Genomic DNA, 15136 nt, shown 5'->3' on the forward strand with positions numbered 1-15136 from the left:
CGCCCCGGACGAGGCACGAGGCCCGGTCCGTCGACTCGGCCGGAGCCCGTGCCGGTCAGCGCTGCGGCGGAGCCAGGCGCACCCAGTCGTCGGCGTGCACGACGACGCCGTCGTAGCCCGCGCCGAGGTCCTCGCGGAGGTCGGCGGTCGTCCGCCCGAGCATGGCGGGCAGCTGCGACGAGGAGTACTGCACGAGGCCGCGCGCCCGCACCCGGCCGTGCGCGTCCACGATCTCGACGACGTCGCCCGGCGTGAAGTCGCCCGTGCAGCCGGTGATGCCCGCGGCCAGCAGGGAGCGGCCGCGGTCGATCGCCCCGGCCACCGCGCCATCGTCGATGACGAGCCGGCCCCGGACCTCCGCCGTGAGGCCGAGCCACGCCGCGCGTGCGGACCGGCGGCGGCCGGTGGCGGAGAACCACGTGCCCACGTCCTCCCCCGCGAACGCGGCGCCCGCGTTCGCGGCCGAGGTGAGCAGGGTCGGGATGCCGGTGGTGGCCGCGATGCCGGCCGCGTCCACCTTGGTCACCATGCCGCCCGTGCCCACGCCCGCGGAACCGGGCACACGCACGTCGACGCCGGCCAGATCGTCGTCCGAGGCGACCTCCGGGATGCGCCGCGCGTCCGGGTGGGAGGGGTGGCCCGTGTAGAGGGCGTCCACGTCCGAGAGCAGGACCAGCAGGTCCGCCTTGCAGAGGTTGGCGGTGAGGGCCGCGAGGCGGTCGTTGTCGCCGAAGCGGATCTCGCGCGTGGCCACGGCGTCGTTCTCGTTCACGATCGGCATCACGTCGAGCGTGAGCAGCCGCGACAGGGCGCGGTGCGCGTTCGTGTACTGGGTGCGCCGCATGAGCTCCTCGGCGGTCAGGAGCACCTGGGCCACCTCGGTGTCGTGCCGGCCGAAGCTCGTGGTGTAGTGCGCCATGAGCTTGCTCTGGCCGACCGCCGCCGAGGCCTGCTGGGTGGCGGTGTCCTTGGGGCGTCGGCCCAGCCCGAGGTGGGGGAAGCCGGCCGCGACGGCACCGGAGGACACGAGCACCACCTGGGTGCCCTTCTGCCGCTCGGCGGCGAGGACGTCCACGAGCCGGTCGATGGCCTCCACGTCCAGGCCGTCCGGGGTGGTCAACGAGGACGAGCCGATCTTCACGACCACTCGGCGTGCGGCCTGCATCGTCTCCCGCGAGGTCACGGGGTTGGCCCGCGGGTCCTCAGAGCCGCGCGTGGCGGGGGTCGGATAGCGGGTGACGACGGTGCGCCGCACGGACATGGATCATCCCTCTCGATCGTCGGTGTCGGTCCACAGGCCGGAGCGTCGCTCGGCCTCCATCTCGGCCCGGGTCGCCGCACGGGCGGCCCGGCGGGCATCCTGCTCGGCGCGCTTCTCCGCGCGGGTCGCGCGGGTGCGCTCGTCGAGCCGCAGGTCGGTGCCACGGGGCCCGGCGAGCAGCTCGGCTCCCGCGGACAGCGTGGGCTCCCAGTCGAAGACCACGCCCGTGACGTCGTCGCCGATCACGACGGCGTCGCCCGGCCTCGCACCGGCCTTGAACAGGCCGTCCTCGACGCCGGCCCGCTGGAGCCGGTCCGCAAGGTAGCCGATCGCCTCGTCGTTCTGGAAGTCCGTCTGGGCGACCCACCGCTCGGGCTTCTCGCCGCGCACGCGGAACAGCGGCTCGAGGTTGCGTTCCTCGCGGCGGATCGTGAATTCGGCCCGCTCGCCACGGCGGCGATGCCGGCGCGGCACCTCGACGGGCGCGGCCGGCGCGGGCTCGACCACCCGGGAACGGGCCTCCGCCACGAGCTCGGCCATGGCGTACTTGAGGGCGTCCAGGCCCTCGCGGGCCAGCGCGGAGATGTCGAAGACCCGCAGGCCACGGCCCTCGAGCTCGTCGCGGACCATGTCCGCCATCGCGGCGCCGTCGGGCAGGTCGGTCTTGTTCAGGGCGATGAGGCGGGGCCGCTCGTTCAGCGGTACGACGCCCTCCCCGCCCTGGGAGAAGACGGGCTCCACCGCGTAGGCCTCGAGCTCGGCCTCGATGGCCTCGAAGTCGGCGATCGGGTCGCGGTCGGACTCGAGGCTGCCGCAGTCGAGGACGTGCACGAGCGCGGCGCAGCGCTCGACGTGGCGCAGGAACTCCAGGCCGAGGCCGCGGCCCTCCGAGGCACCGGGGATCAGGCCCGGGACGTCGGCCACGGTGAAGCGCACGTCGCCGGCCTGCACGACCCCGAGGTTGGGCACGAGCGTGGTGAACGGGTAGTCCGCGATCTTGGGACGGGCCGCAGACAGGGCAGCGATGAGGGAGGACTTGCCGGCCGAGGGGAAGCCCACGAGCGCGACGTCCGCCACGGTCTTGATCTCGAGCGTCAGGTCCCGGCTCTCCCCCGGCAGGCCGAGCAGCGCGAAGCCGGGCGCCTTGCGCTTCACGGAGGCCAGAGCCGCGTTGCCGAGGCCGCCCTGACCGCCGGCGGCGGCGACGTAGGTCGCGCCCTCCCCCACGAGATCGGCCACGATGTTGCCCTGCTCATCCTTGACCACCGTGCCGTCCGGCACGGGCAGCACGAGCGACTGGCCTTTCTTGCCCTCGCGGTGGTCGCCCATGCCCGGCTGGCCGTTCTCAGCGGACCGGTGCGGGGCGTGGTGGTAGTCCAGCAGCGTGGTGGTCTGCGAGTCCACCACGAGGGTGATGTCGCCGCCGTCGCCCCCGTCGCCGCCGTCGGGGCCACCCAGGGGCTTGAACTTCTCGCGATGCACGGAGACGCACCCGTGCCCGCCGTTGCCGGCGGTGAGGTGGAGGACCACGCGGTCCACGAAGGCTGCCATGGGAGTGCTCCTAGGGGCTGGAGGGATCGGACTCAGACGGCCCAGGGGCCGGAGACGCCGACGGCGGGGGCGGGTCCGGTGGATGCCGGGCCCGCCCCCGCCGGGGCGTCAGGGGGTGCGGGTGTCCTCGCCGGGCGAGGGTCCGCACGCAGACCGCACGAGTGTCAGATCACTCCGCGGCGGGGACGATGTCCACGACCTTGCGGCCGCGGCGCTGGCCGAAGGCCACGGAGCCCGCGGACAGCGCGAAGAGGGTGTCGTCCTTGCCGCGGCCGACGTTGCGGCCCGGGTGGAACTTGGTGCCACGCTGGCGGACGATGATCTCGCCGGCGTTGACGTCCTCGCCGCCGTAGCGCTTGACGCCGAGGTACTGCGGGTTCGAGTCGCGGCCGTTCTTCGAGGAACTGCCGGCCTTCTTATGTGCCATTGCTGTTGCCTAACCTCTCGGATGCTCGGTTTCGCCGGTGCCGGTGACGGCTCAGGCGATCCCGGTGATCTTGACCGTGGACAGCTCAGAGCGGTGGCCCTGGCGCTTCTTGTAGCCGGTCTTGTTCTTGTACTTCATGATGACGACCTTCTTGCCACGGGAGTGGGAGACGACCTCGGCGGTCACCTTCACACCGGCGGCATCGGCGCCAGCCTTGACCTCGTCCCCGTCCACCAGCATCAGAGCGGGCAGCTCGACGGAGCCACCGGTCTCAGCGGGAACGCGGTCAAGGGTAACGAGGTCTCCGACGGAAACCTTCTCCTGGCGGCCGCCAGCGCGGACAATCGCGTACACCACTTGGGACTCACTTCTCTCGACGTTTCAATGGATCAGATCGGGTTCTGCTCGCCCGCACCTCGACCGCGGCTGCGTCCGGGTCCGGCGGTCCCTCACCGGGACATGCGGGAGCGTGCGGGCGGTGAACACCGATGGTCCAGCATACTCGCTGCCGGGCATCCGGACCAAACAGAGGCGTGTCGGCGCGTCGCCGCCGCCCTGGGCAGGCCCGGGGCGGCGGCACCGACGACGGTCAGCGGCCGCGACGGGCCAGGTCGGCGGCCTTCACGCCGACGCCGAGCATCACCGGGGCGGCACCCTGCGGCTCGGCGGGGGTGGACGCCTCGGCCACGGCCGCCGTGAAGCGGCCGCCCTGGGCGCCGCTGGGCGCGGCCTGGACCTGGACGTGGACGCCGTCGGACGACACGGCACGACGCGAGCGCCGGCGCGGCGATCCGGGCGCCGGGGCCGCCTGGGCCTCGGTCGGGGCGTCCGCGGCGGACGCCTGGTCCGCGTCCGCCGTGGGCTCCGCCGTCGGCTCGGTCGCCGCAGGCTCCACCATCACGGCCTCCTCGACGGCGGCCGGGGCGGCGGGCTGCTCGTGGACCTCGGTGGCGTCCGTGGACTCCTCGGGCGAGGGCTCGGTGGCCTCCACCGGAGCCGCGTCCGTGCGGTCGGCCGTCCGCTCGGCGGACGCGTCCGCACCGGCGGCCGGACGGACGACGCCGTCGCTCGAGGCCCGGCGGGACCGGCGGCGCCGGGGCGCCAGGGCATCCTCGGCGGGCACGGGCGCCGAGGCATCCTCGACCGGCTCCGATGCGTCCTCCGCGGGCGCGGCCGCCGAGGACTCGGCGTCCGCGGCGTCGTGCCGCGACGGCGTCGCGCGCTCCGCGCCCTGGTCCTCGGCGTCGGTCTCGGTCGAGGCCGCCTCGCCGTCCCGCCGGGACCGCCCACGGCCACCCCGACGACGCCGGGACCGGCGGGGACGGTCGTCCTGCGCGTCCGCGTCCTCCGGGGACTCGGCCTCCTCGGCCTGCGCGACCGGGTCCTGGTGCTCGGGGGCCTCGGCGGCGGCCGGCTCGGCCTCCTCCTCCGTCTGACGGGGCTGATCGGCGGACTCGGCGGGGCCGTCGTCGTGTGACCGCGCGGCATCCTCAGAGCCCGCGACCTCGGCGCCGGTGTCCCCCGACTCCTCAGCGCGGCCCCGGCTGCGGCGGCGGCCCCGACGACGCCGGCGACGCGGCGTCTCCTCCTCGTCCGTCCCGGCCGGCTGCCCGGCCTCCGCGGGCCCGGCCGACGCGGCCTCGACGGCCTCGGCCGCGGAGTCCTCGGCGGCGTCCGCCGCCTGCTCGGCGGGGGCGGACTCCTGGGCGGGGGCCTCGTCCTCGGCCACCTTGCCGGAGGCCTTCGCGATCGAGTGCAGGGCGACCCGGGCGGCCTCGGCCCGCTCACGGCGCTGCCGCTCGTCCTCCGAGTCGGCGTGCTCGGCGCCCGTCGTCGTGGCCGCGGCGGCGTGGGCGTGCTCGCCCTCGCCGTCGCCCCGACGCCGGCGACGACGGCGGCCCTCCGCCTCGCCGCGCTGCTCACCGCCGGAGCGGCCCCGCTCGACCGGCGTGTCCTGGATGAGGATGCCGCGGCCGGCGCAGTGCTCGCAGGTCTCCGAGAACACCTCCACGAGCCCGGTGCCCATGCGCTTGCGCGTCATCTGGACCAGGCCGAGCGAGGTCACCTCGGCGACCTGGTGCTTCGTGCGGTCCCGGCCCAGGCACTCCACGAGACGGCGCAGCACGAGGTCGCGGTTGGCCTCGAGCACCATGTCGATGAAGTCGATGACGATGATGCCGCCGATGTCCCGCAGGCGCAGCTGCCGGACGATCTCCTCGGCGGCCTCGAGGTTGTTCTTGGTGACGGTCTCCTCGAGGTTGCCGCCGGAGCCCGTGAACTTGCCGGTGTTCACGTCCACCACGGTCATGGCCTCGGTGCGGTCGATCACGAGCGAGCCGCCGGAGGGCAGGTACACCTTGCGCTCGAGCGCCTTGTGGAGCTGCTCGTCCACGCGGTGGGTGGCGTACAGGTCCTCGCCGTCGTGGTCCTCCGGCACCCAGTGGTGCAACCGGTCCAGCAGGTGCGGGGCCACGTAGGTCACGTAGGCCTCGATGTTGTCCCACGTGGCCTCGCCCTGCACGAGCATGGCGGAGAAGTCCTCGTTGAAGACGTCGCGGACCGTCTTGATGGTCAGGTCCGGCTCGGCGTAGAGCAGCTCGGGGGCGAGCACCTTGGTGCCGGACGCCTTCTCCTGGATGCCCTCCCACTGGGCGCGCAGACGGTTGATGTCGTTCTGCAGCTCCTGCTCGGAGGTGCCCTCGGCCGCGGTGCGCACGATCACGCCGGCGTCCTGCGGCAGGTGGTCCTTGAGGATCTTCTTCAGACGCGAGCGCTCCACGTCCGGCAGCTTGCGGGAGATGCCGGTCATCGAGCCTCCCGGCACGTACACGAGGTAGCGGCCGGGCAGGGAGACCTGGCTGGTCAGACGGGCGCCCTTGTGGCCCACCGGGTCCTTGGTGACCTGGACGAGCACGGTGTCGCCGGACTTGAGCGCGTTCTCGATCTTCCTCGGCTTGCCGTCCAGCTGGGCGGCGTCCCAGTTGACCTCGCCCGCGTAGAGCACGGCGTTGCGTCCGCGGCCGATGTCCACGAACGCGGCCTCCATGGACGGCAGCACGTTCTGGACCTTGCCCAGGTACACGTTGCCGATCATCGAGTCCTGCGTGGTGTGCGAGACGAAGTGCTCGGCCAGCACGCCGTCCTCGAGCACGGCGATCTGGATGCGCTGGTCGCGCTGGCGCACCAGCATCTTGCGGTCCACGGCCTCGCGGCGGGCCAGGAACTCGGCCTCGGTGATCACGGTGCGGCGACGCCCGCCCGAGCGGGAGTCGCGGCGGCGCTGGCGCTTCGCCTCGAGCCGGGTGGAGCCCTTGACGCTCTGGACGGTGTCCGAGGCGGTGCTCACGGCCTGGCGCGGCGCGCGCACGCGGGTGACGGTGTGCTCGGGATCGCCGGCCTCGCCGCCGTCGAGCTCCATGTCCACCTCGCCGCGGCGGCGTCGGCGGCGCCGGCGGGAGACCACGGCGCCCTCGGCCCGGTCCTCGGACTCTCCGGCGTCCTCGTCCTCGGAGCGCTGCCGGGACGTGGTCTCGGTGCGCAGGACCTCGATCAGGTTCGCCGGCACGGCGAACGGGTCGGTCGGGTCGACCTGCAGCGTCGGCGCGCTCGGCTCCTCGGGCGCGTCCGCGGCGTCGTCGGACGCGGGGGTCCGCTCCGGCTGAACCGCCCCGGCGGCGGTGTCCGCCGCGGTCTGCGTCACGGCCTGCTCGGCCGTCTCCTCCACGCGTTCGTCTGCGCGGGTCGTGTCCTCGTTGTTGGCCGCCATGGCAGCACCTCCCGCCGACCGACGACGCCACACTCGCCGCCGCCCGGCGTGTCCGCGTCCGCCGCCGGCCGCGTTGCCCCGGGCGCCGTGCGCCACGGGTGCGCCGGGAGGCGGACTCCGAGAAGTCATCGGGTGGACCGCGTCGACCGTCAGGGCCCGGCGCGGAACCGCTGCGCCCTCGAGATCGGGGCCTGGGCGTCACGTGCCGTCCGCCGGCCGGCGCACGGACGCGCACGGGCGAAGCCCGGCGTCCACCTCCCGCACGATGCTCGACGCGGGGGCGCCTCGGCGGCGGCCCGACGTCGGGCGCGCAGCGGGCTGCCCCGCGGTGTGGCCACGGGACGGCCAGGGCCGATTCTCTCACATCCGCCCCGGGCACGCGCCTAGAATCGTGTCCATGCCTGCGACCCCGCTGACGGACGACATCCGCCTCTCCCCCGCCGACGACATCCCCGCCGAGGAGGCCCGGCTCACCTGGTACGCCCGGCCCGCGGGCACGGCGGCGCTGCTCCTGATCACCTCGCTCGTGGCGCTGACGGCCACCATCATCATCATCGTCGAGCGCGCCCTCCTCACCGCGGACCCGACGCACCGCACGTCCTGCGACCTCAACCCGTGGGTGTCCTGCGGCCAGGTGATGCAGTCGTGGCAGGCCCACACCTTCGGCTTCCCGAACACGTACATCGGCGTGGTCGCGTTCTCCGTGCTCATCACCGTGGGGATGTCCCTGCTCGCCGGCGCCCGCTTCGCCCGCTGGTACTGGCTGCTGATGAACGCGGGGATCCTGGCGGGCTTCGCGTTCTGCGTGTGGCTCTGGTACTCGGCCGTCTACAGCATCGGCACGCTCTGCCTCTACTGCATGATCGTGTGGGCCATGGTCATCGCCCAGCTCGTGCTTGTGACGTCCCGGAACCTGCAGACCGGCACGCTGCCGGCCCCGGCCGGTCTCGTCCGCCTCGCCCGGGAGCTGGCCTGGCCCGTGATCGTGCTCCTCTACGTCCTGGTGTTCGCCTCGATCCTGCTGGAACTGGGCCTCGGGGTCGTCGGGATCGACTGAGCCTAAGCTCCCCCACCGGACACGACGACGGCGGCCGGTCACCCCACCAGGGTGACCGGCCGCCGTCGTGCGGGCCCGGAACGGGCTCAGCCGAACCAGATCGCGAGCTCGCGCTCGGCCGAAAGGGTCGAGTCCGAACCGTGGACGAGGTTCTTCTGGACGGCCTCGCCCCAGTCCCGGCCCAGGTCGCCGCGGATGGTGCCCGGGGCGGCCACGGTGGGGTCGGTCTTGCCGGCCAGCGAGCGGAACCCCTCAATCACCGAATCGCCCGTGACGCGCGCGGCCACCACGGGGCCGGAGGCCATGAACGCCACCAGCGGCTCGAAGAACGGCTTGCCCTGGTGCTCCTCGTAGTGGCGCTCCAACATGGCGCGGGTGGGCGTGAGCATCTTCAGGTCGGCGATCACGTAGCCCTTGCGCTCGATGCGCGCGAGGATCTCGCCGACCAGGTTGCGGGCCACCCCGTCCGGCTTGATGAGGACGAGGGTCTCTTCGGTGTGGTGCGTCATGGGGTGTGCTCCTAGCGTCGTCGGACGGCCGCGAGCGCGGCCCGGTTCCCGCTCCACCCTAGTGGGGCCCGGGACTCAGCGTCCGTGCTCGGCCTCCCAGGCGGCCTCGAGGCGGTCGCGCTGGGCGTTCTCGACGTCCATGGCACCGCCCTTGATCACGGCGTACGCCCACGTCAGCGCGAAGAGGGCCCCCACCACGAACATCGAGTACTCCCAGAAGCCGGAGGCCAGCAGGACGGCCTGGATCGCCCAGCCGATCGCGATGCCGACGGGCTTGCGCACCAGGGCGCAGGTCAGCACCGCGACGACGGCCAGCGCGGAGTAGCCCGCCACGAACCACCAGGCGCCCGGCTCGTCCCGGTGCATGCCGAACAGCATGAGCCCGAGGAAGAAGATGAGCACCGCCTCGAGCATGAGGATCGTGGAGGTGAACAGGGCGCGCACGGAGCGGCGGCGCCGACGAGTGCCGGGGCGCCACTGCCGCTGGGCTCGCGTCTCGCGCTCGGGGCGCCAGGACTCGTCGCCGAAGCGCCCCTGCTCCGGGGCGCCTCCGGTCTCCGGCTGGTCGGGGCTCATCGGTCCTCCTCCGTCCGGCGGCGGGCGCCGGCGTCGTCGCGGTCCTCGAGCAGCTCGAGGATCTCCGGGTCCAGGTCGTCCTCGTCGGCGTCCGCCAGCCCGACGGCGTCGAGCAGGTCGGCGGGGTCGAGGCCGCGGGCGGCCACGGTGACGGGGCCGGCATGGCGGGGCTCGCCCACGAGGGTGCGGACCTCGGCGGCCAGGGTGATCGAGCCGAGCACGAGCACACCGCCGCCGGTGCCGGAGGCCAGTTCGTCCGCGCTCGTCTCGAGGGCCTCCGCGCGGCCGACCGCCCACTCGAGGGCGTCCGGCACGGACTCGGTGGCGTACACGTCGTCCTCGGGCCAGCCGGCGTCGACGGCCATGCGGGCCAGCTCCCCGGCCGGGATGGCGCGGGCCGAGGAGGACTGCGTCACCGCGAGGTCCTCCACGTCGTCGCCGAACGCCCGGTAGAGCGCCGCGAGCATGCCCGGCGCGTCCTTCTCCTGGAGGATCCCGACGACCAGCGAGAGGCGGGTGAAGCCGAACGCCTCCTGCACCGCACGGGCCGTGGCCCGCACGCCGTCCGGGTTGTGGGCGGCGTCCACGATGAGCGTGGGGGCGGTGCGCAGCACCTCGAGCCGGCCGGGCGAGGTGACCTGGGACAGCCCCTCGCGCAGCAGCTCCTCGTCCAGCGGTCGCTCGCCGCCGCCCAGGAACATCTCCAGGGCCGCCACGGCCACCGCGAGGTTCTGCGCCTGGTGCTCCCCGAGCAGCGGCAGGAACAGGTCCCGGTACTCGGCCGCGAGGCCACGCACGGACACCTGCTGGCCGCCCACGGCCAGGGAGCGCTCGAGCACGCCGAACTCGACGCCCTCGAAGCGGAACGGCACGTCGGCCGCCTGCGCCGCCTCGAGCAGCACCTGGGCGGCGTCGCGCTCCTGGGCGGCGGAGACGAGGGCGCCGCCGGGCTTGATGATGCCGGCCTTCTCCTCGGCGATCTCGGCCTCGGTCTCCCCCAGCAGGTCCGTGTGGTCCAGGGAGATGGGGGTGACCACGGAGACGACGGCGTCCGCGACGTTGGTCGCGTCCGTCACGCCCCCGAGGCCCACCTCGAGGACGACGACCTCCACGGGCTCGTCCGCGAACACCGCGAAGCCCAGCGTGGTGACCGCCTCGAAGTACGTCAGCGGGACCTCGCCCGCGGCCTCGAGCTCCGCGTCCACGGTCTGCACGATCGGGAGGATCTCCCCCCACACGCGCACGAAGGTCTCGTCGGCCACCGGGGCGCCGTCGATGCTGATCCGCTCCGTGACACGCTGCAGATGCGGCGAGGTGTAGCGCCCGGTGCGCAGCCCGTAGGCGCGCAGGACGGCCTCGACCATCCGCGCCGTGGACGTCTTGCCGTTGGTGCCGGTCAGGTGGATCACCGGGGCCGCGTGCTGCGGGTCGCCGAGCAGCGCGAGCACGCGCCGCATCGGCTCGAGCCGCGGCTGCATCTTGTTCTCCGGGGCGCGGGCGAGCAGGTCCCGGTAGACCTCCTCGACCGTGCCCGGGGCGTCCCCGCGCATCACGCGTCCGCCTTCGCGACGGTGACTGCCACGGTCTTCATGGCGTCGTCGGCCGGGTCCTTGCGCGGGTCGGCCGCACCGGAGTCCACGAGCTCCAGGTCCACCGTGAGGGTCTCCTCCGCGACGAGGCCGCGGTGGGCCTCGAGCGCCGCCACGACGGCGGTGGGGCCCTCGATCCGCGTGCGCACGCGGTCGGAGACGTCCAGGCCGGCGTCCTTGCGGGCCGCCTGGACGGCGCGGACCACGTCCCGGGCGGTGCCCTCGGCGGCCAGCTCCGCGGAGACCTCGGTGTCCAGCACGAGGAAGCCGGCGGTGCCGGGCAGCACGCCCACCGCGGTCCCCTCGGGGGCGCCGGTGGAGACGGTGCGCAGCTCGTAGAGCGCGGGGGCCAGTGTCACGGTCTCGCCGTCGGCGAGCGTGACCGCCAGGCCCTCGGCCGTCTCCTCGTACGCGCCGGCGTCGACCGCCTGCTTCACGAGCGGCACCTGCCTGCCGAACGCCTTGCCGAGCTCGCGGAAGTTCAGCTTCAGCTCCGTGCCGATGCCGTAGCGGGCGATCGCCTCCTCCGAGAGCTCGGTGAGCTCGACGTCCTTGAGGTTCAGCTCGTCCGCCACGATGCGGGCGTAGGTGCCCTCGAGGCCCGCCGCGTCCGGGACGACGACGGACAGGCGGGGCAGCGGCAGGCGCACCCGGCGCCCGGCCCCCTTGCGCAGGGCCGAGCCGGCCGAGCTGATGCGGCGCACCGCGTCCATCCGGGCCACGAGGGAGTCCGCCTCGGGCCCGTGGGGGAACAGGTCGGCGTCCGGGTAGTCGGTCAGGTGGACCGAGCGGCCACCGGTGAGGCCGCGCCAGATCTCCTCGGCGATCAGCGGCATCAGCGGTGCGGCGGCCCGGGTGAAGGCCTCGAGAACGGTGTAGAGGACGTCGAAGGCGACGGTGTCCTCGTCGAAGAACCGCTCCCGGGACCGGCGGATGTACCAGTTGGTCAGCGTGTCCATGAAGCCGCGCAGCGCGTCCGTGGCGTCCGAAACCTCGTAGGCGTCCAGGCCGGCCTTGACCTCCCGCAGCATGCGGCCCGCGGCGGCCAGGATGTACTGGTCCAGGGGGTCCTCGGCGGTGTGCCGCTCCTGCGCGCGGTACCCCTCGGGGCGGGCGCCGCCGTCGTGCGCGGTGTTCGCGTACAGGGTGAAGAAGTGGTACGCGTTCCACGCCGGCAGCAGCACCTGGCGGACGCCCTCGCGGATGCCCTCCTCCGTGACGATCAGGTTGCCGCCGCGCAGGATGGGGCTGGCCATGAGGAACCAGCGCATGGCGTCCGCGCCGTCGCGGTCCAGGACCTCCGTGACGTCCGGGTAGTTGCGCAGCGACTTGGACATCTTCTGCCCGTCCGAGCCGAGCACGATGCCGTGCGAGATCACGTTGGAGAACGCCGGCCGGTCGAACAGCGCCGTGGCCAGGATGTGCATGGTGTAGAACCAGCCGCGCGTCTGGCCGATGTACTCCACGATGAAGTCCGCCGGGTTGTGCGTGGGGAACCAGTCCGCGCGCTCGAACGGGTAGTGCACCTGGGCGTACGGCATGGAGCCGGAGTCGAACCAGACGTCCAGCACGTCCTCGACCCGGCGCATGACCGCACCCGCCGCGGCGGCCTCGGGGTCCGGGTGGGGGCGGGTGAGGTCGTCCACCCACGGGCGGTGCAGGTCCACCTCGCCCTCGGCGTTGCGCGGCAGGCGGCCGAAGGCCTCCTCGATCTCCGCGAGCGAGCCGTAGACCTCCTGGCGGGGGAAGTCGGGGTGGTCGGACTCCCACACCGGGATGGGCGAGCCCCAGTACCGATTGCGGGAGATGGACCAGTCGCGCGCGTTGGCGACCCACGTGCCGAACTGCCCGTGCTTCACGTTGCCGGGGATCCAGGTGATCTCCTCGTTCAGCTCGAGCATGCGCTCCTTGATCTGGGTGACCTTGACGTACCAGGACGTCACCGCGCGGTAGATCAGGGGCGTGCGGCACCGCCAGCAGTGCGGGTAGGAGTGCTCGTAGGAGGCTTCGCGGGCCACGCGGCCCAGGGCGCGCAGGGCGCGGATGATCGTGCGGTTGGCCTCGAAGACCTGCACGCCGGCGATCTCGCGCAGGTCGCCGCGCCCGACGTCCTCGCGGGCGAACAGCGGCAGGAACCGGGCACCGGAGTCCACGGAGAGCAGCACGGGGATGCCGTTGGCCTCGCACACGCGCTGATCGTCCTCACCGTAGGCCGGCGCCTGGTGGACCACGCCGGTGCCGTCCTCGGTGGAGACGTAGTCGTCCACGAGGATGCGGTGGGCGCCCTCGACGCCGAGGTCACGGCCGTTGACGGTGAAGGTCTCCCCGCGGTGGGCGTCGAACACGTCCGTGAACAGCGGCGCGTAGGCCAGGCCGCCGAGGCGGGCGCCGGGGATCGTCTCGGTGACCGCGGCGCGGGCGGCGTCGGCATCGGCGTAGCCGAGCTCCCTGGCGTGGGCGCCCACCAGGTCCACGGCCAGGAGGAAGCGGTCCCCGTCCGCGGTCGCGCCCTCGGGGCCGGCCGGCACCACGGCGTACTGGATCTGGGGGCCGACGGCGAGGGCCGCGTTGGTCGGCAGCGTCCAGGGCGTGGTGGTCCAGGCCAGGACGTGGACGCCGGCCAGGTGCGCGGCGAGCGCCGCGTCGGCGCCGCCGTCGGGCACGAGGGCGGGGTCCGCCGGGAGGCCGGTGATCGGGAACGTGACGGTGACCGAGGGGTCCTGGCGCATCTTGTAGACGTCGTCGTCCATGCGCAGCTCGTGGTTGGACAGCGGGGTCTCGTCGTTCCAGCAGTAGGGCAGGACGCGGAAGCCGCGGTAGGTCAGGCCCTTGCGGTGCAGCTCGGAGAAGGCCCAGATCACGGACTCCATGAAGTCCGGGGTGAGGGTCTTGTAGTCGTTCTCGAAGTCGACCCAGCGGGCCTGGCGGGTCACGTAGTCCTGCCACTGGTCCGTGTACTTCAGGACCGAGGAGCGGCAGGCGTCGTTGAACGTGTCGATGCCCATGGCCTCGATCTCGGACTTGTCCGTCATGCCCAGCTGCTTCATCGCCTCGAGCTCGGCGGGCAGGCCGTGGGTGTCCCAGCCGAAGCGGCGCTCCACGCGGCGGCCCTGCTGCGTCTGGTAGCGGGCCACGAGGTCCTTGACGTACCCGGTGAGCAGGTGGCCGTAGTGCGGCAGGCCGTTGGCGAAGGGCGGGCCGTCGTAGAAGACGAACTCGTTCTGCGAGCCGTCCTCGTTCCGGGTGGGACGCTGGTCGATCGAGGCCTGGAAGGTGCCGTCCTCGTCCCAGTACGCCAGGATGCGGCGCTCGATCTCCGGGAAGCGCGGGGAGGCGGGGGTGCGGCCGTCAGGGGCGGAGGAGGCGAGGGGGTACACGGGGGTCCTTTGCGTCCGGGGCGTCGGTTCCGTGCAAGGACGCCCGAGGGCCCGACCCTCCGGCCGGCCGCGGACGCGGTACCACCTTGCTTGCCGGCGTCGGGAGGTCCCCGGGGTGCCGGCCGCTTGATGACTGCTGTGACGGGCTTACCCGTCCGGTTCTACTGGGGCCGTGCGGCCCGTTCTTCCGGAGGCTCGCCGGTGATGGCCGGGTCGACGCCTGTGCCCGCCAGTGTAGTGGACGCTGCGCCGGCCCGGGGCCGCGGGGCCGGAGCGCGTCAGAGGGCGGTGCGCACGGCCGCCGACGCGTCGCCGTCGATCTCCACGTGCACGGCGTCCCGGCCCGAGGCCCAGAGGAGGAGCTCCCCGACCTCGCCGGTCACCGTGACGGGCGCCCGCAGCGCCACGGCCCCACGGGTGACGGTGACCGGGGCGCGACCCGGGCCCTGGAGGACCACCGGCGCCGTGGACGTGCGCAGGAACAGCGGGGCCATGCGACGCAGCGAGCGGTAGAGGGCGTCCTCCTCGTCCGGGGAGAACGGGCGCGGGGCGGGCAGCGAGCCGCCCGTCGCGGACTCGCCGCGCCGGACGTCCTCGAGGTGGATGAAGTGCTCGGCCGCGTTCACGTGCCTGTCCGCCGCCCGCATGGGGTTCAGCGCCGACGGGCCCGCGGCCCACTCCCGCACGACCTCGGCGTAGTCGCGGCGCTTGGTGTCCGCGGTCAGGCGGTCGAGGTGGCGGGACAGCGGCGGGATGAACAGGGCGGCGAAGGCGTCGGGCCGGCTCTCCCGCAGCCAGAGGTGGGCGGCGAGGTCGCGGGTGCTCCAGCCGCCGCACAGGGTGGGCGCGTGGGGGCCCTTCTCGAGCAGGAGGTCAGCGAGACGGGCGCGTTCGGCTGCGGCGAAGGTGGTCATGGGCACCACGGTAGGGAGCGGGCCGCGGCGCGGGCGAGGGGTGGGCCGCGCCGCGGCCGCGAATCCGCCCGACGGGAGGACTCAGCCTCCGGCGCCGAGGAGGACGCTC

At 73.7% G+C, this 15136-nt stretch carries 11 protein-coding genes; 1 reads left to right on the plus strand and 10 read right to left on the minus strand.

What is annotated here, in order from left to right; genetic code table 11:
• Positions 1-55: 55 nt before the first annotated feature.
• The 5 genes from proB to ACUJ8O_RS08305 form a co-directional block, all read right to left on the minus strand.
• Positions 56-1261 carry a glutamate 5-kinase gene (gene proB / locus ACUJ8O_RS08285; RefSeq protein WP_445373303.1) on the minus strand — a complete coding sequence of 402 codons (1206 nt, stop codon included), beginning with the start codon at positions 1259-1261 and terminating at the stop codon, positions 56-58.
• A 3-nt stretch (positions 1262-1264) separates the two neighbouring features.
• Positions 1265-2812 (minus strand): GTPase ObgE, encoded by a 1548-nt coding sequence (gene obgE / locus ACUJ8O_RS08290; protein WP_060973657.1) that lies wholly within the window; start codon positions 2810-2812, stop codon positions 1265-1267.
• A 169-nt stretch (positions 2813-2981) separates the two neighbouring features.
• Positions 2982-3239, minus strand: a complete 258-nt coding sequence (gene rpmA / locus ACUJ8O_RS08295) for a 50S ribosomal protein L27 (RefSeq protein WP_002853915.1) — start codon at positions 3237-3239, stop codon at positions 2982-2984.
• A 51-nt stretch (positions 3240-3290) separates the two neighbouring features.
• A complete protein-coding gene (gene rplU / locus ACUJ8O_RS08300) occupies positions 3291-3596 on the minus strand; it encodes a 50S ribosomal protein L21 (protein ID WP_002853919.1) in 306 nt (101 codons plus the stop codon).
• Positions 3597-3828: 232 nt separating this feature from the next.
• Complete coding sequence (locus tag ACUJ8O_RS08305; protein WP_123244142.1) at positions 3829-7134, minus strand: Rne/Rng family ribonuclease; 3306 nt, start codon at positions 7132-7134, stop codon at positions 3829-3831.
• 268 nt (positions 7135-7402) lie between these two features.
• On the opposite strand from ACUJ8O_RS08305, the gene ACUJ8O_RS08310 reads away from it, so the two are divergent.
• The gene (locus ACUJ8O_RS08310) at positions 7403-8062 is read left to right on the plus strand and encodes a vitamin K epoxide reductase family protein (protein WP_041104903.1); all 660 of its coding nucleotides are present in this window, start codon (positions 7403-7405) and stop codon (positions 8060-8062) included.
• An 86-nt stretch (positions 8063-8148) separates the two neighbouring features.
• Here ACUJ8O_RS08310 and ndk read toward each other — a convergent pair whose 3' ends face one another.
• The 5 genes from ndk to ACUJ8O_RS08335 all read right to left on the minus strand — a co-directional run bounded on the left by ndk (position 8149) and on the right by ACUJ8O_RS08335 (position 15027).
• A complete protein-coding gene (gene ndk, locus ACUJ8O_RS08315; protein WP_012750845.1) occupies positions 8149-8571 on the minus strand; it encodes a nucleoside-diphosphate kinase in 423 nt (140 codons plus the stop codon).
• Between the two features lie 75 nt (positions 8572-8646).
• Positions 8647-9147 carry a DUF4233 domain-containing protein gene (locus ACUJ8O_RS08320; RefSeq protein WP_073115421.1) on the minus strand — a complete coding sequence of 167 codons (501 nt, stop codon included), beginning with the start codon at positions 9145-9147 and terminating at the stop codon, positions 8647-8649.
• Positions 9144-10697: a bifunctional folylpolyglutamate synthase/dihydrofolate synthase gene (locus tag ACUJ8O_RS08325; protein WP_073115424.1), complete on the minus strand. Its 1554-nt coding sequence runs from the start codon at positions 10695-10697 to the stop codon at positions 9144-9146. The genes ACUJ8O_RS08320 and ACUJ8O_RS08325 overlap by 4 nt, the downstream gene beginning before the upstream one ends.
• On the minus strand, positions 10697-14113 hold the full coding sequence (ileS, locus tag ACUJ8O_RS08330) for an isoleucine--tRNA ligase (RefSeq protein ID WP_113914190.1): 3417 nt from the start codon (positions 14111-14113) through the stop codon (positions 10697-10699). The genes ACUJ8O_RS08325 and ileS overlap by 1 nt, the downstream gene beginning before the upstream one ends.
• A gap of 278 nt (positions 14114-14391) precedes the next feature.
• On the minus strand, positions 14392-15027 hold the full coding sequence (locus ACUJ8O_RS08335; protein WP_101965499.1) for a TIGR03085 family metal-binding protein: 636 nt from the start codon (positions 15025-15027) through the stop codon (positions 14392-14394).
• Between the last annotated feature and the right edge of the window lie 109 nt (positions 15028-15136).

Source organism: Micrococcus sp. EWR3.9.1 (assembly GCF_052615555.1).

Coding starts and splice junctions, on each gene's coding strand:
- proB (WP_445373303.1), bottom strand. CDS start 1,261: ATGTCCGTGCGGCGCACCGTCGTCACCCGCTATCCGACCCCCGCCACG.
- obgE (WP_060973657.1), bottom strand. CDS start 2,812: ATGGCAGCCTTCGTGGACCGCGTGGTCCTCCACCTCACCGCCGGCAAC.
- rpmA (WP_002853915.1), bottom strand. CDS start 3,239: ATGGCACATAAGAAGGCCGGCAGTTCCTCGAAGAACGGCCGCGACTCG.
- ACUJ8O_RS08305 (WP_123244142.1), bottom strand. CDS start 7,134: ATGACTTCTCGGAGTCCGCCTCCCGGCGCACCCGTGGCGCACGGCGCC.
- ACUJ8O_RS08310 (WP_041104903.1), top strand. CDS start 7,403: ATGCCTGCGACCCCGCTGACGGACGACATCCGCCTCTCCCCCGCCGAC.
- ndk (WP_012750845.1), bottom strand. CDS start 8,571: ATGACGCACCACACCGAAGAGACCCTCGTCCTCATCAAGCCGGACGGG.
- ACUJ8O_RS08320 (WP_073115421.1), bottom strand. CDS start 9,147: ATGAGCCCCGACCAGCCGGAGACCGGAGGCGCCCCGGAGCAGGGGCGC.
- ACUJ8O_RS08325 (WP_073115424.1), bottom strand. CDS start 10,697: ATGCGCGGGGACGCCCCGGGCACGGTCGAGGAGGTCTACCGGGACCTG.
- ACUJ8O_RS08335 (WP_101965499.1), bottom strand. CDS start 15,027: ATGACCACCTTCGCCGCAGCCGAACGCGCCCGTCTCGCTGACCTCCTG.